The organism is Puniceibacterium sp. IMCC21224, from assembly GCF_001038505.1.
Taxonomy (GTDB): domain Bacteria; phylum Pseudomonadota; class Alphaproteobacteria; order Rhodobacterales; family Rhodobacteraceae; genus Puniceibacterium.
The window spans coordinates 87648-110314 of sequence record NZ_LDPY01000005.1 but is presented as its reverse complement, the minus strand read 5'-3'; the positions used below and the strand labels follow the sequence as shown (position 1 = coordinate 110314).

Genomic DNA, 22667 nt, shown 5'->3' with positions numbered 1-22667 from the left:
AAACATCGAAAGGCTGGCAGACCATGGAGCACGATCACCATCACGCAACGCCCGACATCCCGGCTGGGACCGAGACGGCAAAGGACCCGGTCTGCGGGATGACGGTCGCGGTCAAGGCGGACGGGCGTCACGCCGCGTTCCAGGGCGAGACCTTCCATTTCTGCTCGGATAAGTGCCAGACGAAGTTCCAGGCGGATCCGTGGTTCTATGCCTCCGGCCGCGCGTCCGGGCAGAAGAAGGCAGCTCCCGCCAACGTCCAGTACACCTGTCCGATGCATCCCGAGATCGTCCGGGATGCGCCGGGGTCCTGCCCGATCTGCGGCATGGCGCTGGAACCGATCGTACCGTCGGACGAGCCCAGCGAGGAATTGACCGACTTCACCCGCCGGATGTGGATTTCCGCCGCGGCGGCGGTACCGCTTGTCATCCTGACCATGGGCGAATTGGTCGCCCTGCCGGTGCGCGACTGGATCGGGCATCAGACAACAAGCTATCTCGAGTTCGTGCTGGCCACACCGATCATCCTCTGGGCGGCGCTGCCGTTCTTCCGGCGCGGCTGGGATTCGATCGTGAACCGCAGCCCCAACATGTGGACGCTGATCAGCCTCGGCGTGGCGGCGGCCTATCTCTATTCGCTGTTCGCCACGTTCCTCCCGGGCGTTTTCCCCGAACAATACCGGATGGGCCACGGCGTCGGCACCTATTTCGAGGCAGCCGTGGTGATCGTCACGTTGGTCTTTGTGGGGCAGGTTCTCGAACTGCGCGCGCGCGAACGCACAGGCGACGCGATCCGCGCACTCCTCGACCTCGCGCCCAAGACAGCGCGGCGGATCCTGCCTGACGGCACCGAATACGACGCGCCGCTCGGGAACATCATGGAGGGTGACAGGCTGCGCGTGCGCCCGGGCGACGCGGTCCCGGTCGACGGAACGGTGATCGAGGGCCGCTCGTCTCTCGATGAAAGCATGCTGACCGGCGAGTCCATGCCGGTGGAAAAGGGTCCGGGCGATGACGTGACCGGCGCCACGATCAACAAGAACGGCAGCCTCGTGATCGAGGCGGGCAAGGTCGGCGCCGACACCGTGCTGGCGCAGATCGTCGCCATGGTGTCGAACGCGCGCCGGTCCCGCGCGCCGATCCAGGGGCTGGCCGACCGCGTGTCGGCGGTGTTCGTGCCGACCGTCGTCGCAATAGCGATCATCGCCTTCGTAGTCTGGCTGATCTTCGGCCCCGAACCTGCGCTGGTCTTCGCCATCGCCTCTGCCGTGTCGGTGCTGATCATCGCCTGCCCCTGTGCGCTTGGTCTCGCCACGCCGATCTCGATCACCACGGCGGCGGGCCGCGGCGCGCAGGCGGGCGTGCTCATCAAAGACGCCGAGGCGCTGGAGCGCATGGCGGGCGTCGATACGCTGATCGTCGACAAGACCGGCACACTGACCATGGGCAAGCCGAAACTGACGGATACGGTCGCACTCGATGATCTGGCGGAAATGGATTTGTTGTCGCTCGCCGCAGCCCTGGAGCGCGGTTCCGAACACCCTCTGGCCGAAGCCATCGTCGAGGGCGCCGAGGCCCGGGGGGCACCGCGTCAGGAGGCAACGGACTTCGACGCCATCACCGGCAAGGGCGTGAACGGCAAGGTCAGCGGGCGCGCGGTAGCGCTCGGCAACGCCGCCATGATGCGGGATATGGGTCTGGACACGGGCGCAGCCGAGGCGAAGGCAGATACCCTGCGCGCCGAGGGCAAGACGGCGATGTTCGTCGCCGTCGATGGCGTGCTCGCCGGTATCGTGGCGGTCGCCGACCCGATCAAGGACAGCACCGCGCAGGCCATCCGCGAACTGCATGCGCAGGGACTGCGCGTCATCATGGCCACCGGCGACAACGAGCGCACGGCGCAGGCAGTGGCCGGCCAGCTTGGCATCGACGAAGTGCGCGCGGGCATCCTGCCCGAGGCGAAAAAGGACCTGATCGAGCAGTTGCGCCGCGATGGCCACAAGATCGCGATGGCGGGCGACGGTGTGAATGACGCCCCCGCGCTGGCCGCTGCGGACGTCGGCATCGCCATGGGAACTGGCGCGGATGTGGCGATGGAAAGCGCCGGCATCACCCTGTTGGGCGGCGACCTGATGGGCATCGTACGCGCGCGAAAACTCGCGCGCGCCACCCTGCGCAATATCAAGCAAAACCTGTTCTTCGCCTTCGCCTACAACGCGCTTGGCGTCCCTATCGCGGCAGGACTGCTTTACCCTGTCACCGGCCTTCTCCTCTCGCCGATGATCGCGGCGGCGGCCATGAGCCTGTCGTCGGTCTCGGTGATCACCAACGCCCTGCGACTTAGGCGGGTCGATCTCTGACCTGTCCGTCTACACATGCAAACTCGAAAGGAAGATCAGATGAACCAAGACACTTTTTCCCGCCGCACGCTTCTGCTCGGCGCAGTTGCGCTGGTGGCTGCGTCGTCCTTGAGGACTCTGGCACAAGGCACCGGACCGGCGATCCACGTGATGAAGGACCCGAACTGCGGCTGCTGCTCGGCCTGGATCGATATCCTCGAAAACGGCGGCTTTGTCGTCACGACCGAGGCGAGCGCCGGAACGCTTCTGATGCGCTACAAGCTGGACAACGGCATCCCGCAGGAGATGGTCTCCTGCCATACGGGCCGTGTGGACGGCTACACGATCGAGGGCCACGTGCCCGCTGCGGACATTCGCCGTCTTCTGGTGGAACGCCCCGACGCGGTCGGCCTTGCAGTTCCCGGCATGCCCTACGGATCGCCCGGCATGGGCCCGGAGTCGCAGCGAGAGGCTTATGTCGTCTACCTGATCCGTCGTGACGGCACGACAGAGACATTCTCAAGCTATCAGGCAGCCTGAGATTCGCATGACATTCAGGGGCATACGTTGAGGCTCGCTCAAAGCTGTGACGCCCAGCGGGGGTGCTGGTCGTCCACGACAAACGGATGCGCGTGGCGCCGGGCGCCCTTCAGATGGGGGTGGTCGAGCGGCAGATTGTCATGGCTGTGCTCGAGGATCTCTGGATCCTCCTGCGGCCAGAGGCGAAGGGCCGACAACGCGCCGACGCCCGCCAGCGCCGCCAGCGTCCCGAGGGCCGCGACCGGCCCGAACTGCGTCATCAGCCAGCCGGACAGCGGATAAGTGACGAGCCAGCACGCATGGCTGAGCGCGAACTGGGCGGCGAAGAGCGCGGGGCGATCCTCCGCATGGGCGGAGCGCCGCAGCAGGCGGCCGGAGGGGGTGAGCACCGCCGAATACCCCAGTCCCACCAGCAGCCATGCACCAAGGAGGACGGGCCAGGTGAGCCCAAGGGCGGCGACCTCTCCGGCCAGACCGAGGAGCGTCAGCACCATGAGCGCAGCGCCGGCGACCATCACCGGTCGGTCCGGCAGGCGGTCGAGCAGCTTCGGCAGCGCAAGTGCGGCCAGCATCGAGCCCGCGCCGAAGGCGAACAGCGTCCAGGCCAGCGCGGATGCGTCCAGCCCCAGCGTGCTGCGCACCAGCACCACCGAGTTGACCAGCACCATCGCGCCCGCAGCGGCTGCGGCGAGGTTCAGCGCCAGCAGGCCGCGCAGGCGCGGTGTCGCAAGGTAGATGCGGATGCCGCGCGTCGTGCGGTCGTAGATGCCACGCGGCTCGGACGGTTTCGGGCTGGGCAGCAGGACCGAGACGACCAGCGCCGCGGAGGCCGCGAACCCCACCACCGTTCCAAGGAAAAGCGAGTTGTAGCTCACCACCACAAGTAGGAGCCCGGCCAGCATCGGGCTGGCGATGTTCTCAAGGTCATAGGCCAGCCGCGACAGCGACAGCGCCCGCGTGTAGCGCGCCTCGTCCGGCAGCACGTCCGGGATGGTCGCCTGGAAGGTCGGCGTGAAGGCGGCGGACGCCGATTGCAGCAGCAAGATCAGGAGATAGACCTGCCAGACCTCGGTGACGAAAGGCAGGCAGAGCGCCGCGCCCGCCCGCACCAGATCAAGTGCTACCAGAAACGCCCGGCGGTTCACCCGGTTCGCAAAAGCCCCGGCGATGGGGGCAATGCCGACATAGGCCACCATCTTGATGGTGAAGACCGTGCCCAACACCAGGCCTGCGTTGTCGCCCGCAAGATCGTAGGCCAGAAGCCCCAGTGCCACGGTGGCAAGCCCCGTACCCAGAAGCGCCACGACCTGTGCAGCGAAGAGATGGCGATAGGTACGGTCGGCAAGGACTTCGAGCACTGCAGTGACCTCAGAGGTAACGGGAGATGGTTTTCAGTTCATCGCGGTCCGCGGGCGAGTGATCAGCATCGAGGCAATGGTCCAGGTGATCGTGGATCAGCGCACGCTTGGCGTTGACCACCGCCTTCTCGACCGCCTGAAGTTGCTGCGCGATCTCGAGGCAGGGTTTGCCCGCCTCGATCATGTCGATCACGGCACGAAGATGCCCATCGGCGCGCTTCAGCCGGGCGACGAGGGCGGGATGGGTTGCGTGCACATGGGGCTTTGTCATAGAAAGACGCTATCCTCCCCAGGGGGATAGAACAAGATGGCTCCATGAATGGGCCGCGACGACGAGCGGGCGGACAGGCAAGATCGATGGCACTTCTGCGGACATACGGACGAAATGCGTTTGCGACGCTTCTGTGCCTGTCGCTGGTGGTCTGGTCCGTCATGCCGGCCGCAACCCATGCGCCGACTGTCTTCGAGACGATCCAGGATCATCTGGAGATGATCGCCGACCACGGCCATTCGCATGGGTTCGAGGAAGATCTCTACTGGGCCATGCACGGTCACAGCCACGAGGCCGCCGACCACGATCACAGCCAGGCATTCCTGTCGCTGGGTCACGGGGGCCAACTGGTCTTTGCGCAAAGGGATGCGTGGCGGCTCCGGACCTCGCCGGACGGCCCCCACCGCACCTTCCGGATCGAACGCCCTCCACGTGCCTGATCGGCATCGCGCATCGCGCGGCATACCGATCCTTTAACAGCACAACGGAGATCTATTCATGACTTCAGGCTATTGGGGCTTGCGCGCGCTGGCATCGCGCCGCGCGGTCGCCCTGACCATTGCAGTGCTCGCGCTCTACGCATCCAGCGTGGCGCAGGTGCTCGCCCACAACGTCACCGAAGGTGACGCGGGCTACATCCAGGAAATCTGGGGGGTGCACATCATCCCCTTCATATATCTCGGCGCCAAGCACATGGTGACGGGATACGACCACATCCTGTTCCTGCTTGGCGTCGTCTTCTTCCTCTACCGGATGAAGGACGTGGCCATCTACGTCAGCATTTTCGCCATTGGCCACTCGGTCACGATGCTGGCGGGCGTCTGGTTCGGCTGGGGCATCAATGCCTACATCATCGACGCCATCATCGGCCTGTCGGTAGTCTACAAGGCGCTCGATAACCTCGGGGTTTACCAGCGCTGGTTCGGGTTCCAGCCCAACACCAAGGCCGCGACGCTGATTTTCGGGCTGTTTCACGGCACCGGGCTCGCAACCAAGATCCTCGAATACGAGATCGCGGAAGACGGGCTCTTGGCCAACCTTCTGGCTTTCAACGTGGGCGTCGAAGTCGGGCAACTTCTCGCGCTGTTCGTGATCCTGATTGTCATGGGCTACTGGCGCAGGAGCCCGAAGTTCATGACCCAGGCAACCTATGCAAACATCATCATGGTTCTTCTTGGCGTCTTGCTGACCTATCAGCAGATCGCCGGATTCATCGCCAGCACATAAAGGAAAGAACAATGCACAACGCACCGAAACCCAACATCGAAGACCTGCCAACACCGGCTCAACTGCGCCGCTCGACGATCATCGCTGGCATCGGGGCGGTGGTCATTGGCCTGATGGTGTATCTGCCCGCTGAATATGGCACGGACCCGACAGGCGTGGGCAGCATTCTGGGCTTGACCGAAATGGGCGAGATCAAAACCCAGCTTGCGGAAGAAGCGGAGGCGGACCGGTTGCTGGACCTCGAGGCTGCCGGAGGCGACCAGTCCTCGAGCCTGCTCGACGATATCTTCGGCCTGTTCGTGGGGGCGGCCCACGCTCAGGATGCGGAGGTGTGGCGCGACGAGACAAGCTTCACGCTGGCGCCCGGCGACACTGCGGAATGGAAACTCGTAATGACCGAGGGACAGACCGCGCAATACCGCGTGCTGGTCGAAGGCGGACGGATCAACTTCGACTTGCACGGCCATGGTGGTGGCCAATCGGTTACCTACGAACGAGGCCGTGGCTCGACGGGGGACGAAGGCGAGATCGTAGCCGCATTCGACGGCGAGCACGGCTGGTTCTGGCGCAACCGCGACAGCGAGGCCGCCACCGTGACCGTTCAGCTCCGTGGCGAATACGCCGAGTTTCGCAACGCAAACTGAACTCTTCCACGATCGGCGGCGCGTCTTCGGCGCGCCGCCGATCGCTTCCGGCTTCACCCACCCAACCGCTTCGCCCTCTCCGCCATCCTGACCACCTGCGCGCTTGCGGTGGCCGCAGCGCTTCGCACGGCGGCGGGAGCTTGCACCGCCCCTCGGCCGATCGCTTCGCCCGTCGTGAGCGCACCGATCCTAGCTCTTCCTTGCACACCTGAGGTGTTCACCAAGCCCCGCAGGACCCCTGCGGAGCCGCTGACGATAGCGGGTGCCGCGGCCACCATAAGGTTCCCCGAAATCCCCCGCACGATCAGGGGAGTCGCCGCGACAAAACCCTTCGCCAGGAATACCATCACGAAGAATGGCACGAGCGAACCGATGTTGGTCGCGGAGTTCGGATCACCGAGCTGGGCCAGCAGCGAATTCGCCATGCCGACGACGGTCGAGAACATGGCGGCGATGACGATGGGGTAGAAGGCGTAGCTGATCGTCGTCGAGACCCACCTGTGAAAGAAATCCTTGGTCGCATCGAACAGCGACAAAGCGATCATGATCGGAGCGAGGCCGAGCATCAGGGTCAGCATCATCTTGGCGAAGATGAGGACGATGCCCGTCATGAAGCCGAGCAGGCTCAACATGACAAGGCCGATCCCGCCCAGGATCGCGCCGGTCATCCAGTTCAGGTTGTTGCCGATCGCGTTCAGGTATTGGCTGAACTCGGTGATCAGCCGGTCGAATTCGCCCGCGAAGTAGGTGGCCCCTGCCCCGCCGCCGCCAACCGAGGAGATCAGAGCCCCGGCAACGTAGTCGAGCCCACCGATAACAGCATTGGCGACCGCGTTGAAGTTGGCCCAGTTGAAGGCAAAGAGCCCTATCAACATCAGCTTTATCAAGTACCAGAAGAAGCTGGCCCCATCCATGCTTCGGAACTGGAAGGCCATGTTGATGCAAACGCCGATCAGCGAAAGCGTGACCATCAGCAGGACGATCGTGCCGGTATTGCTCGCCACAGCCCCGAACTGGGACTCGGCGGCATCGGCAAGGAAGCCGTCGGCGGTTCCGACCATCCAGCTGACGATGCTCATTACCAGTTGCCCTGAGCTTCGCAGAAATCCTGGACGTCGCGGGCGATCTGGTTCTGTTCGTTGCGGAGGGCCAATTGGGTCTGAGTGTGCTCTGCCTGCGTGCTTGTCGCGAACCGTTCCTCGTATTCGGCCGAGGCTGCATCCCATGACGGGAAGCGGACATCACAGCCGCAGTCGCCAGTTTCCTTGATCGCCTCCCATGACCGCAGCTCGTAGAGCCGCATCAACGTCAGTGCCTTGTAGGCCTCACGCGGGTGAATCTCGTCCATCCAGGTCGGGCGAGCAAGCCGGTCGTTGCAGATCCGGTATTGCTGGGGCGACATGGTCACGGTGAGATCGTTCGTCACCTGAGGCGCGGTCTGGGCCGCGAGGGGCGCGGCCAGCAGGGTGACAGCGGCGGCGAGGGTGGTCTTGCGCATGGGGGTTTCCTTTCGGTTCATTCGGCCGCGACCGTGGGGCGCTCGGCACCCCCGGCTGGACCGGTGTTCTGGTCTGGATGTCTTGCCTGCCCCGGCAGGAAGAACTCGGTGATGCCGCGGGCGCCGTCATGGCGACCGGCCTGGATGACCACGTCGATGGAGCCCTCGATGTAGTCGACCATGTCGGCATAGGTCATGGGCACGTCAGTCTTGAGGGCTGCGATGGCGAGTCGGCGGACGGCCAGCTGTGGGGTCTCGGCATGCAGCGTGGTGAGCGAGCCGCCATGGCCGGTGTTGATCGCCTCAAGGAAGGTCATGGCCTCGCGACCACGGACCTCGCCCAGCACGATCCGATCAGGCCGCATCCGCAGGGTCGAGGCCAGAAGCACGTCGGCGCTGCGGGCCTCGGTGTCGCGGTCGGCAATCAGGGTTACGGCGTTTGGCTGTTCGGGGCGCAGCTCCGCCGCCTCCTCGATGGTGATGATCCGCTCTTCGGGCGGGATCAGCGAGAGGATCTTGCGCGCCGCGACGGTCTTGCCGGTCGACGTGCCCCCCGAGACGATCATGTTGAGCTTGTTCTCGACGCAGAACCGCAAGGCGGCGTCGATGTCGCCGGAGGCCACCACATCGCGCAAGGCGGCGTTCCGTTCGCGGCGCAGGCCTTCAAGGCTACGCTCCTTGCCATAGAGGAACCCGAGCTTGATGGCCTCCAGAGGCAGGGAAGAGAAGAACCGCAGCGATATGGAAAACCCACCCTCGACGGCCGGGGGCTGGATCACCTGCGCCCGGATCGGACGATCCCGATAGAGGATCGAGACCGAGACGATGGGCTTCTTGGTGCTGAGCGTGGTTGAGGCGGCCGAGGCGATCTGGTTGCCGAGGTCCTTGATCTCGGTCTGGGTAAGCGGGTTGCCGAGACCTCGCATGAAATGATCGCCCTCGAATTCGCCCCAGACCTTCCCGTCGGGGTTGATGCAGATCTCGATCGTGTCGTCGCGTTGCACGTGCGCGCCCAGCCGGTCGAGCGAGGCTTCGAGATAGCTTGCGGCCATGTCAGAAGATCTCCAGATCGCGGTCGACCATGACCGTGATCCGCGTGCCCTGATCGACATGGATCACGGGGCGGATCGCCAGATAGTCCTGCATGACGCTTTGGGTGCTGTCGCGCAGGTCCGTGCCGACGTCGCTCGGGATGTCGGCCGCAGCCTCATCATCGATCTGTCCAGCGGCGGCTGCGGGCAAGGCCCCGATCAGCGAGATCAGCGCGGCCGAACCGAAGCGCTGCGCAAAGCGGGTGTCGACAAAGCCGGTGGTGCCGGTGCGGCCGAGCTCGTCGCCACCAAAGGCGCTGATCTCGACTGTCTGGTTGTCGGGTAGGATGATGCGGTCCCAGGCCACCATGACCCGCGACTGCGCGAGCGCCACATCGGAGCGATAGCGCCCTACGAGACGCGCGCCGCGCGGGATCAGGACACGCGTGCCATCGAAAGAATGGACGTCCTCTGAGACGATGGCGCGGATCGCTCCAGGCAGCGTGCTGTCGAGCGCCGTCTCGGTCACGGCCTGAATCATCGTGCCTTGCACGACGGTGTTGCCGGGGTTCACGATCACCTCGGCCCGCGTCACCGGGGCGGGTCTGGCACCCGCGCGCACGAAGGCTTCGTCTTCATTCAAGCGCGCGGCCTCGAGGCTGTTCTCCCGGTCGGTCCCTGCCCCCATCCCGGAAAACGCGATCATGGGCGACGCGATTCGTTCGGCCCGGGCCTCCGCTTCGGCGATGCGGCGGCGTTCGAGTTCCGCGAGCCGCAACTCCTCCTCGTTCGGGCCGAGGTCAGTCGGCTCAGGCGGGGTCAGCCGCGCGACCTCGAGGTCCATGCGCAGCTGGTCGAGCTCGCGATCGCGTTCGGTCAACTGCCGTTCGAGCGCGCGCTGCGCCTCGGTCGAGGCGGTCTGCAGTGCCGCGATTTGCGCTGTCAGATCAGCGATGGCCTGTTCTGCCCCGCTATCCGATGCCTCGACGGGCCGCGCGCGCAGGTCTTCGAGTTCCGCGCGTAGCGTCGCGAGGCTTTCCATCAACGCAAGTTCCGACGCGGTGGGGCTGGTCTCGGCCGTCGGCGGCGGTGCAGGATCGGCCATCGGCATGGGGGCGAGATCGCCGAAGCCTGATCCCGTGGTCTGGAATTCTTCCGGGGCAGCGGTCGGCAGTGGGGCTTCCGGCGACGGTTGCAAGACGGCCCAAGCCAAACCGCCAACAGCCACGATCCCGGCCACGCCGAGAATGGCGGCTATCGGGGAGGGACGTGCTGCACCGCGCTTCTTGTCGCCCGTTGCTTCAAGCGCCGCCAGGCGCGCGGCCAGGTCTTCGGTGTCCTGGCTCATGATGTGGGCCCACCCATATCCTGAACACAGACCTCGTCTTCGCCGAGGCGCAGGACCCATTGGCGGTCCACGCCCGAGACACGGATGACACCGTCCTCGAGCGCCGTGCTGTTCACCGCCCGCTCGCCGCCGTTCGCATAGCGGAAGATCGCGGGGACAGGAGCGTTCCGAGCAAAGCGGAAGTAGGTGAAGGTGCCATCATCCCAGACGGCCGTCGGTGTGAACTCCTCGCTTGCGCTAACCGCGTAGTTCGCATTCGGCGCATCAGCGGCAACCGCCCGGGTTGGCTGTATGCGGCTTTCGGGATAGCGGAACTGCACGACATAATGTGGGGTCTCCCGCGCCTCGACGACGTGGAAATAGTAGGAGCGTCGGTTCGTGTAGACCGTGATGTTGGTGGCGACGCCCGAGGCCGCAGGCTTGATCGCAAAGGCGCGCCCGCCCGGAACGCCATCGAATTGGAAGCCCACGGTGTCGCCCGCGATGATCGAACGGATGGTCTCGCCCTCGCCGAATTCGACGGTGGTGACCCGGGTCAGGGTGGTGACGATCCGGTAGACCTGCCCCTCGGTCCAGGTCGCGATCCGGACGCGGTTGTCATGGGCGCCGGGGCGCGGCGTGGTCTCAGCCGAAGCTGAGAGTGAAGTGAGCGCCAGGGCACAGACGACCAGCAGGGCGTGAACAGGGGCAAGAACGGGAACAGAGGTCATTCGGAACGGTCCGATCGGATGGCATACTGGGTGACGGTGAAGCCGAAGGGGTTTTGCCAGACGTCGTCGATCGTGCGGGTCCGTTCGGGTTGGAAGGCAAACATGAGCGTGGCGGTGAAGGAACCGTCCTGCGCACCTTGCGGGCTGGTCAGGCGCTTTCTGAGGCGCACCTGCGCGCGGTTGTCCCCGATGAGCGTGATCGAGGCGATCTCGACAGCCATCTCTGCCGCGGGGCCATATCGCGTCGGCGGATAGCTGTCCTGCCCGGAGGTCCACATGGCGCGCATGGTGGCCTCGGCAGCCCCTGTGGATTGCGCCAGCACGCGGCGCACGCGCAGGTCGTTATCGAGTTGGTTGTAGGCCTCGCGATCAAGGATGTAGCGGTAGATCTGCGCCTCGATAATGGCGGGACGCTCCGCCAGCGAGACCGTTTCCACCGTGGCGTTCGGCAGAGCGAGACCGGTCGCGGGGTCATAGGGCACGACGACGGGCGGGGGCGTCTCGACCATCAGAGCGACGGCCGCGGCCGCCAGGCAGCCAAAAACGCCGAAACCTGCACCGCCGAGGCCGATCATCCGCCAGAGCTGTTCCCGGCGCAGTGCGCCATGGATCAGTTCCTCCTCGACGAGTTCTCGCGTGCTCATACCTGCTGTCATGTCTGGGGCCTTGCTCATGGCGCGAGGCTCGGCAGGGTGAAGTCCATGTAACGGCGCTCTTCGGCGACGGTGGCGGCATCCACCACGCCCGCATTGCCTGCGCCGAGGGTCTGGATGGCTTCAAGTTCCCACATCCGCGTCATGGCGATGGCCAGTTCCGCCGTGACGCGGGTGTTGTGGTCCATCGATGCCTTCAGGTCCTCCATGTCGGGGATCATCGCGACAAGCTGTTCGACACGTTCGAGGGATTGCGCTGCCTCGGCGTGGCTGTTCTGGGCCGCCGCCGACATCACGGCACCGGTCGTGGCCCGCGTCGCGACACCTTCCGCGCCGGGATTGCCGCTGGTGGCGATTTCGCGCAGCGAGTCCTCGTCGAAGCCAGCACTGGCAAGCGCCTGTTCCATCTGCGTGCGCAGGGGCCCCGCGTTGGGGCCGATCAGGCTCGACCAGTCGCCCGCCTGGATGCCTCGGATCAGATCGGGGATGTCTTCGAAATTGGCCTGCAGGAGATTGTCGAGGTCACCGCCCATGGCGAGACCGAGGATGCTGCGCGGCCCGGTCAGCGAGGCATACATCTCCTCGAGCTGATCGAACTGCTGCTGCAGGAGGTCGAGCTGTGCCAGCGCATTGTCCAGAAGATCGGTCTGGATCCCGAAATCCTGCAGCATCTGCTGAAGCTGGCGGATTTCCTGGGCGATGTTCTGGGTGTCGACCGTGGGCACGCCCTGTGCTGCGCCAGGACCCGCAAGAGCGGTGGCTAGCACGACGGTCGCGGCGGTGGTGGTGAGGGAAATGCGCAAGCGCCGGATCATCGCAAACTCTCCAAGGTGAAATCCATGAACTGCCGCTCGGCGGCTTGGGCGGCGGCCATGGCGAGTTGTTCCTCGCTGAGGGGCTGGGTGTGGGCGGCCTTGATCCGGGTCCGGATCGCGACCAGCCGGGCAAGCTCGGCCCGGGCGTAAGTGTTGAGTGCGATGGCCTCGTGCAGGTCTTCGGTCTCACCGATGCGGGTGATGATGTCCTGCACCCGCAAGGCAGCTGCGCGGACCGAGACCAATGAGTAGTCGCCATAGACGCCTGCGCCATGGGCCGAGAGGCTGAAGCTCGCGTTGGCGAGGAGCACTGGGTCGATGGTGCCGAGCGCGTCGATTCCGCCCACGGCGGCAAGGTAGCTGTTGTATTGCTGCGGGATCACCACGACGTAGTGCTGGGTTTCTGCGAAAGGTGGGACGCCGCCGTAGTCCTGCACGTTGCCTGGGCCCGCGTTATAAGCCGCAAGTGCGTGGATGATGTTGCCATCGAACATGTTCAGCATCTGCGCGAGGTACCGCGCGCCGCCGGTGACCTGCAGCCAGGGGTCGTCATAATAGGCCGGGTAGATCCCGAGATCGCCCGCCGTGCCGGGCATGATCTGCGTGAGGCCAAATGCCCCAACGGGAGAGCGTGCCCCGATCTGGAAGCGGCTCTCCTGCCAGATCAGCGCCTGCAGAAGGCAGCGCCACTGGACCAGCGACAGTCCTGCGCGGCTCACTCCGGGCAGGCCGTGGGTATGACGCGCGGCGCGGATGATCAGCTCCTCGATCCCTTCCCGGGCATCGCCGAACATCCGGGCTGCGGCCGGGTTGTTGTCCTCGGGTGCATAGAGGCTGGCCGCCGCGCTTTCGACGTCGCCCACAGATCCCTGCACTACCCCCTGCCCCGATTCCAGCCCAGCCACGGTGCCAGCCACATCGCCCGAGCCGAGCGACATCGCATCCATCAGCCCCTCTAGCGAGGCGAGTTGCTGGCGTTCGATCTCGGCCAGCTCCTCCTCGCGTGTCAGCCGGTCCTGCTGCAGCGCCAGGTCGCGATCGGTCTGCTCGAGGATTGCCTGCCGCTCTGCGAAAAGGCGTAGATCAAAAGTCGGCACGCCCTGGGCAACCGCTGGCCCGACGCTGGGACCAGCCAGCGCAAGGCCGATCATCGAGAGGGGGAGCCAGGTCCGCATCGGCTTAGCCGCCCGCCCCCAGCATCACGAAATCGCAGGCCGTGTCGCGCCGCGTGACTTCCGCCCCCATGGTCGAGATCGTGGTCGTCGCGGTTGCCGCCTGCGTGGGCGCATCGCGGAAGTTGAAGCAGTTGGCCTGCGCGGGATTGTGCTGCGCACAGGCTGTCAGGGTCAGGCCGAGGCCAAGCAGCACGACGCTGCGGGTGATGGTACGGGTCATGTCACTCTCCAGAAATCAGGGCGGTCACGGTAGTCGGGGCCGACGAGGGCCTCGCCCTTTTCCATGCCGCCAAGGATGGTCACGAGGGGGCCAAGGGCGCTCAGATCGGCGTCGATCACCACCGAACCCCGGTCATCGCGCACGAGGGCCAGCCGCGAGGCGGAGCCGACACCCAGAAGCACGTCGAGTTCCTTCTCGCTGAGGCCGAGCATCGCGTAGTCGGCGGCTGAGGCGCGGATGTTGGGCAAGAGAACTTGCGTCGGCACGGCTTCCACAATGGTCTTGCCGGTCCGGGTCCGCTCGAGCTGGCTCGCATACTGCGTCATCATCACGACGACGGCGTTCTGCTTGCGCGCGGTGACCAGCCAGTTCGAGAGCCGCTCCGCGAAATACGCGTTGTCCAGCGCCTTCCAGGCCTCATCAATCACGATGATCGTGGGCTTGCGATCTTCGATCACGCGCTCGACCCGGCGGAAGAGGTAGGAGAGGACCGCCATACGTTCCCGCTCACTCTCGGAATCGAGGATGCCGGTAAGGTCAAAGCCTGCGACGTCACCGTCGATGCTGAAACTGTCCTCGGCATTGGCCCCGAAGATCCAGCCATAGCGGCCGTCCGCCGTCCATTCCTGCATCCGCTCGAAAAGATCGCCCTCGTCATCGGTCGAGACGAGGAGCGAGGCAAAGTCCGACCAGTTTCGCAGCCCTGCGTTCCCGGCGCTGGCGTTCTGGCGCACGACCTCCTGCAGGCGGTTGGTTTGCACCGGGGTCAGGGGTTGGTCGCGGCGCTCGAGAAGGCTTGCCAGCCAGTCGGCCAGCCAAGCCTGCCCGCGGGCGTCAATTTCGGTCTGCAGGGGATTGAGGCCCGTGGGTCGCCCGGCCCGCACGGTCGAATAGCTGCCGCCAAGCGCGCGGACGGCCATTTCCATGCCGGCGCGATAATCGAAGACGAAGAGCCGCGCGCCTGCGCGCCGGGCCATGGTCATCAAGAAAGCCGCCAGCACGGATTTGCCCGAGCCGGGGCGGCCGAGGATCAGCGTGTGGCCACCCGTGGGCTCGCGGTCCGGCGCGCCCTGTTCGTGGAAATTGAAGCGGAACCCGCTGCGCTCTGGCGTCGGAAAAAGCGTGATCGGCACGCCCCAGGGCACTTGCGCGGCCGTCTTGCCGAGCGGCGTGCGGTGAAAGGTGGCGAGATCGGCGAAGTTGTGGTTGGTGATCGCAGCCTTGCGGCTGCGCGCGCCAGTGTTCCCCGGATGCTGCGCCATGAAATGCGCCCGTGCCCCGAAGGCTTCCGAGATCAGGTTGATGCCGGAGGTGGCAGAGATGTTGCGGATTTCGGCCGCGATGTCGTCGAGTGCCGTCTGGGATCGCGCATAGACAGCCACCGTCATGTGGTGCTCGCCGAAGATCAGGCGTTTGGATTCCAGATCGTCCTGCGCGAGTTCCAGCTCCTGCGCGAGGCTGACGGCCCCGTCATTGGCCGCCTGCATCAGGCGCAACTGCCGCTTGATCCGGCCTGCCATGATGTTTGCGTTGATCGGCACGAAAGAATGCGTGACCACCATATCGACGGGCAGGTTCAGCTCGTCGAGCATCAGGCTGTCCGTCTTGGCGGGATAGTTCTTCACCGCGAAGATCGCGCCGAGCTTGTCGCCCACAGCGCCGTCGGAGAGCGCGATGGTCGTGCCGCGGAAGGTGACGCGGGTATTGGCGACATCCTCGGCGATCACCCCGAGGCGCGATCGCGGGAAGAGCGGATGCTCCTCGCCGGTGTTCAGAGATCCGAGAAAGCCCAGAAGCTCGCCGCTGCTGGCGGCAAGCAGCCGGGGTTTCAGTTCATCGAAGGACGACAGCAGAAACCCCACGACCTCGTCGAGCTTGCGCAGACGCCGTGTCGTGTCGGCAGCATTCCAGGCACGGGACGCCCCCAGACCGAAGGGCAGACGGCTGCCTGTCTCGGGGCGCTTCAGGACCGTCAGGGTCAGCGTCTTGTCGCGGAGGCCAGATTGAGCCAGATGCGCGCGCCAGCGTTGATCGACGGCGGCAGCGAACCCTTCGCCCGGAATGGGCGGCAGTGACACGTCGACCGCTTTCGAGACTTTGTGCAGGTAGAAGGAGAACTCGGTCCCGACCTGCGCGACGATCCCGGCGAGAAGCCCGCCGATCCGGTCGAGATGCGCATCCTCGCTCGTGGTGCTGTTCACTCCTTCGAGCCGGATGCATTGCATCAGCTCGTTCCCGCGGGTCCGAATCGTCCGGTCGGTCACGAGGCTGACGTAAGGCAGCATCGACGAGAGCCGCTTCTCGCCCTTGAACCAAGCGGGCAGCGCGGTCAGCGGATCGAGGGCGTCTGCGACGTCATCGGCAACTCCATCACGGGGCATAGCTGTCGCCCCCGTGAAGCTTGCGGTTCGCCGTGGGCGGGGTTTCCTGCAAGGTGATGACCAGGACGTCGAGGAAGTTCGGATCCCAGTCCGCGGCTTTCCAAAGCGCCGGCCAGGCCAGCCCCGCGAAGACGGCCACCACCCAGCTCTGGACCCAGAGGAACAGGAGCGTCGAGCCGAAGAGCCAGACCATGGCGTACATGATCGGCAAGCCCATCAGCTTGGGCGGCCTGAGAAGGCCGATGAACACGCGGGACTGGTCGGACATGGGTGATTCTCAGGTCGTCCAGATGGCGGCGACGATGGTGGGTGCCGCGGCGATGCCCGCGATCGCGACCACGACCCAAAGTGCCTGACGGAAATCGAGGATGCCGAAGAGCCAGGAGAGGAACACGCCGATCAGCGCGAGCGTGCCGATCACGATGCCCAACGGGCCGGTGATCGCATCGACGATGCCCTGCAGAAGCGTCTGTACGGGCGATAGGTCGATGCTTTGTGCCAGTGCGGGGCTGGCCAGCACGATCAGGGCCATCGCGCCGAGCGCGACAAGGGAAGATTTGGACGTCACGACAGGTCTCCTCTCAGCCGCTGGAACACGGCTGTCACACGGGCCACATGGCCTTGGGTTTCTTGAAATGGGGGAATGCCGCCATGGCGGGTGACCGCATGGGGACCGGCATTGTAGGCCGCAAGCGCCAGCGCGGGATCGCCGAACTGCTCGAGCATCATCAGCAGGTAACGGGCCGAGCCGTCGAGGTTCTGGGCGACGTCATGGGGATCGACGCCAAGATCGCGCGCGGTGTCGGGCATCAGCTGGCCGAGCCCGATGGCTCCAACCGGGCTCAGCGCATGCGGGTTATAGGCGCTCTCGACCTCGATATTGGCGCGGTAGAACAGCGCCCAATCGATGACCGACAGGCCCGCCTGACGCAGAGCGTCATGGCTGCCGTAGCGCAGCGCGGTGGTCTCGATGGCGTGGAGGATTTCGGGGGAGGCGCGGACCGCGCGTGGGGCGACCGCTGCTGCAGCCGTCACATCGCTCAGGGGATCATCATCCCCGCGGGACTGCGGTGCTGCAAAAAGAAAGAGGCGATCTGGGAGGGGCCCATTCCGGGCATCGTCGTCGCCGGTGAACGAGCGCAAGGTGCTCGTGGTATCAGTTGTGTCGATCAGTCGGCCATCGGGGCTGACCTGGAAGATGAAACCGTCGGCAAGGGCCGGGGGTGCTGAACAAACACCTGTACCCAATGCAACAACGAGCGCAAATGCGCGGTCAGTTGTCCTTGACCAGAACCGGGCCGGTTCGTGGTTCGGGCGTGCGCCCGGGTGCTGCATGGCGCTCGCGGGCGCCTTCGATGAGCGGGATGCTGGCAGTCGTGCAGCCCATGTCGGCAAGGAAGCTGACAAGTCCGACAATCGTCTTGAACTCGCGAACCTTGAGATAGCTACGGCTCGTGACGAGCATCTTGTCGTCACGCCCGTCTTCAGCAACGGCACGGATGACCCATGTGCCGTACCAACTGTTATGGCGCTTCTCAGCTCCATCCTTGCAGACCACCTCAATGAGGTAGCCCTCGGCGAGCAAGCCGCGCAGTCCGTCTTCTGTAACCACATTCGGGGCTTCTTCTATCATGGCCTTCCCTTGGGTCCTTGTTCTGCCTGGGTGCAGTATCAGGCCCACGGGGTCGCAACACCGTGAGCGATACAAAACAACATTAATGATAGCAAGACAATAATAACGTGTTGACGAAGTTCGCCTTGCTCCGATAACGGTGATAGCCGACAGAATGATAATCTTAAAGGCGGCAAAGGAGTTTTGCCCTGCGGTTGTTTATTGCGCGCAACGCACCGTTGCTGTTCGCGTTCCTGCTTGGAAGCATGCCGATAGCCGCGGCAGCAGATTGCGTACCTCCCGAACGACCGTTCTTGCCTCAGTCGCGAGAAGACATTCGTGCCTATGCCGATCTGCTGCGTTCTGATTTCGAGGGCTACATTGCCGACATTCAGGAATACTTCCGCTGTCTTGATGCCGAGCGCCAACGGGCGTTTCAGGAGGCGCGCGAGGTCAGTGAAGACTATGGAAGACTGATCGAGCTATTGGACTGAGCAACCGCATGGGCTTAACCGCCGTCGAGATCCTCGTAGTAGACGAGTGCGGGCATGTTGCGGCGCTGATGCACGATGCGCAGGATGACTGCCGCGCCATCCGCCGCATCGAGCCGCTTGTAGAAGATCACGTGTCGCTGGCAATTGACGGACCGCATCCCCGGGACAAAGAGACTCCTGTCCCGGCCCGCGTCGGGATCCCCAGTGATCCGCTCGAAGGCGGTGACCAACTGGCGGTAATAGACGAGCCATTGGTCCCTGCCCCATGTTTCGACGGTGTAGGTGCGTATCTCTTCAAGGTCGGACTTGGCCTGTCCGGAAAGCCGAATCGTCATTCGGGTCAGCGATCAAACGCATCCGGTTCGAAGGCTTGGGCATCGAACTCGGCGAAATCCCCATTCTCGGCCAGGGTGGCTGCCATCTCGAGATCGGCCTTGAGGGCATAGAACTGCCGCGCGCCATCCTTCTCCATCAGCATCCTTACGCCGGCGCGCACGACTTCGCTCAGATTGGCGTAGGCGCCGGACTCGATCTGCGCCTGCACATATTTCTGCATCGGTTCGGTCAGGTGGACGTTTGGCATCAGACTCTCCTATCCATGCTCAATCGTATCAGATACTGCCATAAATCTTCAAGCGCATGTTCGATCCCAACATAGGCCACAACACAGGATCGTTGCTCCACCCGCCCTTCCGTTCCCGGATTCCAGCCGGAGAACCGGGCTCGACAGTTTTCCGACACTGCCCTTCCCGGGACCATGGGCGCTGCGACACGCCGTTTGACGGGCTCATGCGGTCTGTTCTTCCGTGACCGGTTTCGTGGCCGTATTGGAACGCCATATTTTCTTTTTGTAACAGTTGTTTGTTTGGCAATGGACGTGAAAGGAGGCCGCAATTTTGGCCGCTTCCAGGACGCCTCAAGAGCTCAAACCGTCATCAGATCTTGGAAGCCGTCACGCGACACAAGCGAACAATCGCAAGTCGCCATCAATCAAATCGCCTTGCTATCGGTAATGTTGTTTCGTATCGCTGCACCATTATAGATGGAGTCGGCATCATGAAGCACGTGATCCACGGCGTGGCAACAGCCACGGCAATAAGCATATCCGGACTAATGGCCTCGTCAGGTCCGGCTCAGGCCTATCAAGTGGACTGTGCGATCCTCCTCTGCCTTGCGGGCGGCTGGCCTGCCTCCGCGCCCTGCGCCCATGCCAGAGCGGTCTTCATTCGGCGGATCACGCCATGGCCGATCGAGCCGCCCCTACAAATCTGGCGGTGTCCGATGGGTGTGTCGTTCAACGAACCAAGTCCGTTGTCGCCTATGGAACGCCTTTATGACATCACGTTTCGCGATCCGCCCGAACCGCAGGTATCGACTCCGACACCCCTTGTTCGCGTCCAGGCGGATGAACAAGCCGACATCGACATCTCAGGCGACGCCTTTGATTTCGTGCGCAGCATTCGCGTCTATCACATTCAGTACCGCCAGCATGAAAACCGAGATGGCGACTGCAATCGCACCGATTCCACGCGATTGGGGTCCTACGGAGTGCAGGGCGACTACCGATGGACAAGATCCAACGTGGGCCAAGTGCCGGCTGCATCTGGCCTGAGCATCCCGAATGGATGCGGCAGCTACTTCTACCGCTCCGTCTTCGTCGACTGGCGTGATCACGCCGGGAACTATGGTTCTGAAGAAGTTCGCTACTGACAAAATCTGCACGCGGTCTTGCCGCGCGCGTCATCACAACCCCGCACGAAAGGCTGTGCAAAGCCCCCAAAAAGGAGACGACGCCAGACCGTGAAGCCTGACGCCGTGCTAGAAAACTCCGTGAACAAGAGTTTCCTAGCGCACCGCCAAAACACCTGCAACCAGCAAAGTTGTTTTGCTGGCAAGAATGTTGTTGTCTCACGACATGGCGTCGGATCTCCAAGGAGACCTCGACCATGGAACCTACGACCGGCCTGATCCTGAGACGGATCACGCAGACAAATCTCTCTGTTGCTGCGCACAAGCTTGCCACCCTCATCCTCGATGCCATCGCCTGGAAGGATGGCTACAACGGTTTGTCGCGCGGAACGGCAGCCTTCACCCTCTCTGCCCTAGCGGAGAAGATGGGTGTCTCAAGACAATATCTTTCGGTTCTTTTGAGCGAACTTGAGACGTCGGAGTTGCAGCTCGAGCGGGCGAAGCCGAATGGCAAGTTCGCGCCCTGGATCTTTCGGTTTTCCGCCTTCGACGAAGAGAGTGAAACCCATGATCTCGTGTCAGGTGAAGGCGACACATCACTATCTAGAAATATTAATAACAAAACTATCTTCTCAGGGCTGATCGATATCACCGCGAGTTCGAACGTTTTCCAGACCAGTTGGGCAGAGCTCATCAAAGCGGCGAAGGCCACGTTGCCCTGCTGGAACATCGACACCCAGGTCATCTGGGATCGCTTCCTCGCCTTCAACCGATCCCGAGGCAACGGCAGGGTGCCGGCCGGCTTCCTGCTTGGCTTCATGCGCCGGTGGCGAAATTCGTCGGGAACTCAATCTCGTCCCGCGGTCAAGCCGCCCGCGAGACCAATAACGGACCCCAAAGAGCGCGAATTGCTGAGACAGATGCAAGCCGCACCTACTGCGAACCGCCAGTTCCACGCGTCCGACTTGTGTCGCTTGATCGGACACGCTGCCTACGAAGCGCGGGTACTCGATGTGATCCGCAGGTTTGGGTGCCAGAGGTTTTCAGCAACTTTGGCGGTGCACGGAAGAGCGGTGTTGGCAGGGGAAATATCCAGATGATCCGCTGGCGGCAGCACCTGTAGGGAGTAAGAGCCAGCGTACTCGCTCCCGCAATGGATTAGTGCCTATCTCGCTCTGCTATACGGGTGGTCAGGTCCCAGCAGGTATGGGAGGCTGGTTTTTCAAATGTTTAGGGGGGTGTCTGCAAATCGTGTTGGGATGTTGCGGGGCCTCTCGAAGTGGCAGCTACCCATTCTCACCGTCGCTGATCGGGGCGGTGCGCGGCTACGTCAGCGACTTCTGAACCGCTAGAGCGCAACGCTGGAGCGTGCGATAGTGCCCCTCATGCCGAAGGATGCCGTGCTGTGCTCGGACGGCGCTAAGGGTTACGCCACTGCGGCATCGAACACGTCTTGGTCGGCACCAAGCCCGGCACGCGCGTCACGGCGGGCAGCTATCACATCCAGAACGTGAACTCGCTTCACGCCCGCTACGACAAATTCATCAAGCCCCTCTGCGGACCGGCCACCAAGAACCTGAACCTTTACATCAGGTGGCTGGAAGCGCGGTGGGCATGGATCGGCCCAACGGACGTGTTACGAGCCTCGTAACGGGTCAGCACGGCCGGCAGATGTCCGCATCGAGCCCAAAGTACCAGTTACTGCACTATGCGCGAATGTCGGCCATCAATGAGACTACGCCTACACACGCGCAATCTCACGGATCAGATCATTTGTCTCTGGTCTCGTCGTTTGGTGCCGATAACGAAGAGCAGAAACAGTTCGCGAAATTTCAAGGCCGTCGATGAGTATCGAAACGAGGCCCCTATCTGCTGGAATTGCCGTGGTTGGCAAAATCACCGCGCCTAATCCCTGCCGCGCGAGTTCGACTAACCAATCCACGCGATTTGACCGATAGGCCGCGTAGAGTTCGTGACCTTGGTCTGCACATGCCCGATGCAACGCATCGCGCATTTCGCAATTGGGTCGATCGAGCATGTCAGTTTCAGCGAGTGTCGAAAGAGAAATAGCGTTTCGTCCAGACAACGGGTGCGACTTGGACACCACAACTTTGTAGGACTCGTCATAGAGCTGGTCTATTCGATAGAGGTCTTCACTGACCGTCGCCGCTGTGACAACGACGTCAAATTCACCCTCTCGCAATCCGGACAGAAGCTTGGAGGCAGACGCCACGATCAACTCTATTTCGGCTTGCGGCAATCGTGTACGGAAGCGTTCCACGGCGGCTGAAATCCGGTTGTGACCAATCGTTTCGCCAACACCTACAGAAATAGGAACCCGCTCTAGTCGCGTGTGGCGGACGGCTTCTGCCTTAGCTGCCTGCGTTTCGTCATGCGCTTTCTGTAGCCTTGGCTGCATGAGTTTTCCGAGTGCCGTCAACCTGCATCCCGCGCGGTCCCTGACAAACAGATCACCCCCGAGCTCGTGTTCAAGTTTCTTGATCGCGGTCGTCAAGGACGGTTGGGAAACATTTGAGGCGCTAGCGGAATGGGTGAAGTTGCGATGCTGGCAGACAGCCAAAAAATACCTGATCTGGTTCATCTCCACTGCCACAGTCTCCGTCACTTTCCGCCATGAGGTTCACCATAGCACATGTCTATCAAA

General features: G+C 63.4%; 28 protein-coding genes. 9 read left to right on the top strand and 19 right to left on the bottom strand.

Going from position 1 to position 22667, the window contains the following annotated elements:
* Positions 1 to 23 precede the first annotated feature (23 nt).
* Positions 24 to 2357, top strand: coding sequence for a heavy metal translocating P-type ATPase (locus tag IMCC21224_RS24720; RefSeq protein ID WP_047998218.1), 2334 nt, complete (start codon positions 24 to 26; stop codon positions 2355 to 2357).
* Between the two features lie 39 nt (positions 2358 to 2396).
* Complete coding sequence (locus IMCC21224_RS24715) at positions 2397 to 2876, top strand: DUF411 domain-containing protein (RefSeq protein WP_047998217.1); 480 nt, start codon at positions 2397 to 2399, stop codon at positions 2874 to 2876.
* Positions 2877 to 2914: 38 nt separating this feature from the next.
* Here IMCC21224_RS24715 and IMCC21224_RS24710 read toward each other — a convergent pair whose 3' ends face one another.
* Entirely contained in the window at positions 2915 to 4234 is a 1320-nt protein-coding gene (locus IMCC21224_RS24710) for an MFS transporter (RefSeq protein ID WP_047998216.1), read from the bottom strand.
* A gap of 10 nt (positions 4235 to 4244) precedes the next feature.
* Complete coding sequence (locus IMCC21224_RS24705) at positions 4245 to 4505, bottom strand: metal-sensing transcriptional repressor (protein ID WP_047998215.1); 261 nt, start codon at positions 4503 to 4505, stop codon at positions 4245 to 4247.
* 86 nt (positions 4506 to 4591) lie between these two features.
* Here IMCC21224_RS24705 and IMCC21224_RS24700 point away from each other — a divergent pair, with 86 nt between their 5' ends.
* The 3 genes from IMCC21224_RS24700 to IMCC21224_RS24690 are packed head-to-tail and all read left to right on the top strand — an operon-like array spanning position 4592 to position 6376.
* The gene (locus IMCC21224_RS24700) at positions 4592 to 4945 is read left to right on the top strand and encodes a hypothetical protein (RefSeq protein ID WP_047998214.1); all 354 of its coding nucleotides are present in this window, start codon (positions 4592 to 4594) and stop codon (positions 4943 to 4945) included.
* A 58-nt stretch (positions 4946 to 5003) separates the two neighbouring features.
* Positions 5004 to 5732, top strand: coding sequence for a HupE/UreJ family protein (locus tag IMCC21224_RS24695; protein WP_082135454.1), 729 nt, complete (start codon positions 5004 to 5006; stop codon positions 5730 to 5732).
* Positions 5733 to 5743: 11 nt separating this feature from the next.
* Complete coding sequence (locus tag IMCC21224_RS24690) at positions 5744 to 6376, top strand: hypothetical protein (protein WP_047998213.1); 633 nt, start codon at positions 5744 to 5746, stop codon at positions 6374 to 6376.
* A gap of 53 nt (positions 6377 to 6429) precedes the next feature.
* Here the strand turns inward: IMCC21224_RS24690 and IMCC21224_RS24685 are convergent, their stop codons facing one another.
* From IMCC21224_RS24685 to IMCC21224_RS24620, 14 genes are all read right to left on the bottom strand, one after another.
* Entirely contained in the window at positions 6430 to 7455 is a 1026-nt protein-coding gene (locus tag IMCC21224_RS24685) for a type IV secretion system protein (RefSeq protein WP_047998212.1), read from the bottom strand.
* Positions 7455 to 7874 carry a hypothetical protein gene (locus IMCC21224_RS24680; protein ID WP_047998211.1) on the bottom strand — a complete coding sequence of 140 codons (420 nt, stop codon included), beginning with the start codon at positions 7872 to 7874 and terminating at the stop codon, positions 7455 to 7457. Before IMCC21224_RS24680 ends, IMCC21224_RS24685 begins: the two co-directional genes overlap by 1 nt.
* Positions 7875 to 7891: 17 nt before the next feature.
* Positions 7892 to 8926, bottom strand: coding sequence for an ATPase, T2SS/T4P/T4SS family (locus tag IMCC21224_RS24675; RefSeq protein ID WP_047998210.1), 1035 nt, complete (start codon positions 8924 to 8926; stop codon positions 7892 to 7894).
* Between the two features lies 1 nt (position 8927).
* Positions 8928 to 10253: a TrbI/VirB10 family protein gene (locus IMCC21224_RS24670; protein WP_047998209.1), complete on the bottom strand. Its 1326-nt coding sequence runs from the start codon at positions 10251 to 10253 to the stop codon at positions 8928 to 8930.
* On the bottom strand, positions 10250 to 10963 hold the full coding sequence (locus tag IMCC21224_RS24665) for a TrbG/VirB9 family P-type conjugative transfer protein (protein ID WP_047998208.1): 714 nt from the start codon (positions 10961 to 10963) through the stop codon (positions 10250 to 10252). Before IMCC21224_RS24665 ends, IMCC21224_RS24670 begins: the two co-directional genes overlap by 4 nt.
* A complete protein-coding gene (locus IMCC21224_RS24660; protein WP_047998207.1) occupies positions 10960 to 11607 on the bottom strand; it encodes a virB8 family protein in 648 nt (215 codons plus the stop codon). The genes IMCC21224_RS24665 and IMCC21224_RS24660 overlap by 4 nt, the downstream gene beginning before the upstream one ends.
* Before the next feature lie 26 nt (positions 11608 to 11633).
* Positions 11634 to 12431, bottom strand: a complete 798-nt coding sequence (locus IMCC21224_RS24655; RefSeq protein ID WP_047998206.1) for a type IV secretion system protein — start codon at positions 12429 to 12431, stop codon at positions 11634 to 11636.
* A complete protein-coding gene (locus IMCC21224_RS24650; protein WP_047998205.1) occupies positions 12428 to 13606 on the bottom strand; it encodes a lytic transglycosylase domain-containing protein in 1179 nt (392 codons plus the stop codon). The genes IMCC21224_RS24655 and IMCC21224_RS24650 overlap by 4 nt, the downstream gene beginning before the upstream one ends.
* 4 nt (positions 13607 to 13610) lie before the next feature.
* On the bottom strand, positions 13611 to 13826 hold the full coding sequence (locus tag IMCC21224_RS24645; protein WP_047998204.1) for a hypothetical protein: 216 nt from the start codon (positions 13824 to 13826) through the stop codon (positions 13611 to 13613).
* Positions 13823 to 16207 (bottom strand): type IV secretion system protein B4, encoded by a 2385-nt coding sequence (locus IMCC21224_RS24640; protein WP_047998203.1) that lies wholly within the window; start codon positions 16205 to 16207, stop codon positions 13823 to 13825. The genes IMCC21224_RS24645 and IMCC21224_RS24640 overlap by 4 nt, the downstream gene beginning before the upstream one ends.
* Positions 16197 to 16475, bottom strand: a complete 279-nt coding sequence (locus tag IMCC21224_RS24635) for a type IV secretion system protein VirB3 (protein ID WP_045682577.1) — start codon at positions 16473 to 16475, stop codon at positions 16197 to 16199. The genes IMCC21224_RS24640 and IMCC21224_RS24635 overlap by 11 nt, the downstream gene beginning before the upstream one ends.
* A 9-nt stretch (positions 16476 to 16484) precedes the next feature.
* On the bottom strand, positions 16485 to 16775 hold the full coding sequence (locus IMCC21224_RS24630) for a TrbC/VirB2 family protein (protein WP_082135453.1): 291 nt from the start codon (positions 16773 to 16775) through the stop codon (positions 16485 to 16487).
* Complete coding sequence (locus IMCC21224_RS24625) at positions 16772 to 17350, bottom strand: lytic transglycosylase domain-containing protein (RefSeq protein ID WP_082135461.1); 579 nt, start codon at positions 17348 to 17350, stop codon at positions 16772 to 16774. The genes IMCC21224_RS24630 and IMCC21224_RS24625 overlap by 4 nt, the downstream gene beginning before the upstream one ends.
* 130 nt (positions 17351 to 17480) lie before the next feature.
* Positions 17481 to 17840: a hypothetical protein gene (locus IMCC21224_RS24620; protein WP_047998201.1), complete on the bottom strand. Its 360-nt coding sequence runs from the start codon at positions 17838 to 17840 to the stop codon at positions 17481 to 17483.
* Between the two features lie 245 nt (positions 17841 to 18085).
* On the opposite strand from IMCC21224_RS24620, the gene IMCC21224_RS24615 reads away from it, so the two are divergent.
* On the top strand, positions 18086 to 18313 hold the full coding sequence (locus IMCC21224_RS24615; protein WP_047998281.1) for a hypothetical protein: 228 nt from the start codon (positions 18086 to 18088) through the stop codon (positions 18311 to 18313).
* 14 nt (positions 18314 to 18327) lie between these two features.
* On the opposite strand, the gene IMCC21224_RS24610 is transcribed toward IMCC21224_RS24615, so the two are convergent.
* Entirely contained in the window at positions 18328 to 18648 is a 321-nt protein-coding gene (locus tag IMCC21224_RS24610; RefSeq protein ID WP_017468227.1) for a type II toxin-antitoxin system RelE/ParE family toxin, read from the bottom strand.
* A gap of 5 nt (positions 18649 to 18653) precedes the next feature.
* Entirely contained in the window at positions 18654 to 18896 is a 243-nt protein-coding gene (locus IMCC21224_RS24605) for a type II toxin-antitoxin system ParD family antitoxin (protein WP_008336111.1), read from the bottom strand.
* Positions 18897 to 19369: 473 nt separating this feature from the next.
* Between IMCC21224_RS24605 and IMCC21224_RS24600 the strand changes: the two genes are divergently transcribed.
* From IMCC21224_RS24600 to IMCC21224_RS24590, 3 genes are all read left to right on the top strand, one after another.
* Positions 19370 to 20023, top strand: a complete 654-nt coding sequence (locus tag IMCC21224_RS24600) for a hypothetical protein (RefSeq protein WP_047998200.1) — start codon at positions 19370 to 19372, stop codon at positions 20021 to 20023.
* 236 nt (positions 20024 to 20259) lie between these two features.
* Positions 20260 to 21102 carry a hypothetical protein gene (locus IMCC21224_RS24595; protein WP_047998199.1) on the top strand — a complete coding sequence of 281 codons (843 nt, stop codon included), beginning with the start codon at positions 20260 to 20262 and terminating at the stop codon, positions 21100 to 21102.
* A 353-nt stretch (positions 21103 to 21455) separates the two neighbouring features.
* The gene (locus tag IMCC21224_RS24590; protein WP_047998198.1) at positions 21456 to 21653 is read left to right on the top strand and encodes a hypothetical protein; all 198 of its coding nucleotides are present in this window, start codon (positions 21456 to 21458) and stop codon (positions 21651 to 21653) included.
* A gap of 90 nt (positions 21654 to 21743) precedes the next feature.
* Here the strand turns inward: IMCC21224_RS24590 and IMCC21224_RS24585 are convergent, their stop codons facing one another.
* A complete protein-coding gene (locus tag IMCC21224_RS24585; RefSeq protein ID WP_197089330.1) occupies positions 21744 to 22604 on the bottom strand; it encodes a LysR family transcriptional regulator in 861 nt (286 codons plus the stop codon).
* Between the last annotated feature and the right edge of the window lie 63 nt (positions 22605 to 22667).

What these genes read in the sequence shown, in the direction of transcription:
- IMCC21224_RS24720 (WP_047998218.1), top strand. Translation starts at nt 24, where the DNA reads ATGGAGCACGATCACCATCACGCAACGCCCGACATCCCGGCTGGGACC.
- IMCC21224_RS24715 (WP_047998217.1), top strand. Translation starts at nt 2,397, where the DNA reads ATGAACCAAGACACTTTTTCCCGCCGCACGCTTCTGCTCGGCGCAGTT.
- IMCC21224_RS24705 (WP_047998215.1), bottom strand. Translation starts at nt 4,505, where the DNA reads ATGACAAAGCCCCATGTGCACGCAACCCATCCCGCCCTCGTCGCCCGG.
- IMCC21224_RS24700 (WP_047998214.1), top strand. Translation starts at nt 4,592, where the DNA reads ATGGCACTTCTGCGGACATACGGACGAAATGCGTTTGCGACGCTTCTG.
- IMCC21224_RS24695 (WP_082135454.1), top strand. Translation starts at nt 5,004, where the DNA reads ATGACTTCAGGCTATTGGGGCTTGCGCGCGCTGGCATCGCGCCGCGCG.
- IMCC21224_RS24690 (WP_047998213.1), top strand. Translation starts at nt 5,744, where the DNA reads ATGCACAACGCACCGAAACCCAACATCGAAGACCTGCCAACACCGGCT.
- IMCC21224_RS24685 (WP_047998212.1), bottom strand. Translation starts at nt 7,455, where the DNA reads ATGAGCATCGTCAGCTGGATGGTCGGAACCGCCGACGGCTTCCTTGCC.
- IMCC21224_RS24680 (WP_047998211.1), bottom strand. Translation starts at nt 7,874, where the DNA reads ATGCGCAAGACCACCCTCGCCGCCGCTGTCACCCTGCTGGCCGCGCCC.
- IMCC21224_RS24675 (WP_047998210.1), bottom strand. Translation starts at nt 8,926, where the DNA reads ATGGCCGCAAGCTATCTCGAAGCCTCGCTCGACCGGCTGGGCGCGCAC.
- IMCC21224_RS24670 (WP_047998209.1), bottom strand. Translation starts at nt 10,253, where the DNA reads ATGAGCCAGGACACCGAAGACCTGGCCGCGCGCCTGGCGGCGCTTGAA.
- IMCC21224_RS24665 (WP_047998208.1), bottom strand. Translation starts at nt 10,963, where the DNA reads ATGACCTCTGTTCCCGTTCTTGCCCCTGTTCACGCCCTGCTGGTCGTC.
- IMCC21224_RS24660 (WP_047998207.1), bottom strand. Translation starts at nt 11,607, where the DNA reads ATGAGCACGCGAGAACTCGTCGAGGAGGAACTGATCCATGGCGCACTG.
- IMCC21224_RS24655 (WP_047998206.1), bottom strand. Translation starts at nt 12,431, where the DNA reads ATGATCCGGCGCTTGCGCATTTCCCTCACCACCACCGCCGCGACCGTC.
- IMCC21224_RS24650 (WP_047998205.1), bottom strand. Translation starts at nt 13,606, where the DNA reads ATGCGGACCTGGCTCCCCCTCTCGATGATCGGCCTTGCGCTGGCTGGT.
- IMCC21224_RS24645 (WP_047998204.1), bottom strand. Translation starts at nt 13,826, where the DNA reads ATGACCCGTACCATCACCCGCAGCGTCGTGCTGCTTGGCCTCGGCCTG.
- IMCC21224_RS24640 (WP_047998203.1), bottom strand. Translation starts at nt 16,207, where the DNA reads ATGCCCCGTGATGGAGTTGCCGATGACGTCGCAGACGCCCTCGATCCG.
- IMCC21224_RS24635 (WP_045682577.1), bottom strand. Translation starts at nt 16,475, where the DNA reads ATGTCCGACCAGTCCCGCGTGTTCATCGGCCTTCTCAGGCCGCCCAAG.
- IMCC21224_RS24620 (WP_047998201.1), bottom strand. Translation starts at nt 17,840, where the DNA reads ATGATAGAAGAAGCCCCGAATGTGGTTACAGAAGACGGACTGCGCGGC.
- IMCC21224_RS24615 (WP_047998281.1), top strand. Translation starts at nt 18,086, where the DNA reads ATGCCGATAGCCGCGGCAGCAGATTGCGTACCTCCCGAACGACCGTTC.
- IMCC21224_RS24610 (WP_017468227.1), bottom strand. Translation starts at nt 18,648, where the DNA reads ATGACGATTCGGCTTTCCGGACAGGCCAAGTCCGACCTTGAAGAGATA.
- IMCC21224_RS24605 (WP_008336111.1), bottom strand. Translation starts at nt 18,896, where the DNA reads ATGCCAAACGTCCACCTGACCGAACCGATGCAGAAATATGTGCAGGCG.
- IMCC21224_RS24600 (WP_047998200.1), top strand. Translation starts at nt 19,370, where the DNA reads ATGAAGCACGTGATCCACGGCGTGGCAACAGCCACGGCAATAAGCATA.
- IMCC21224_RS24595 (WP_047998199.1), top strand. Translation starts at nt 20,260, where the DNA reads ATGGAACCTACGACCGGCCTGATCCTGAGACGGATCACGCAGACAAAT.
- IMCC21224_RS24585 (WP_197089330.1), bottom strand. Translation starts at nt 22,604, where the DNA reads ATGAACCAGATCAGGTATTTTTTGGCTGTCTGCCAGCATCGCAACTTC.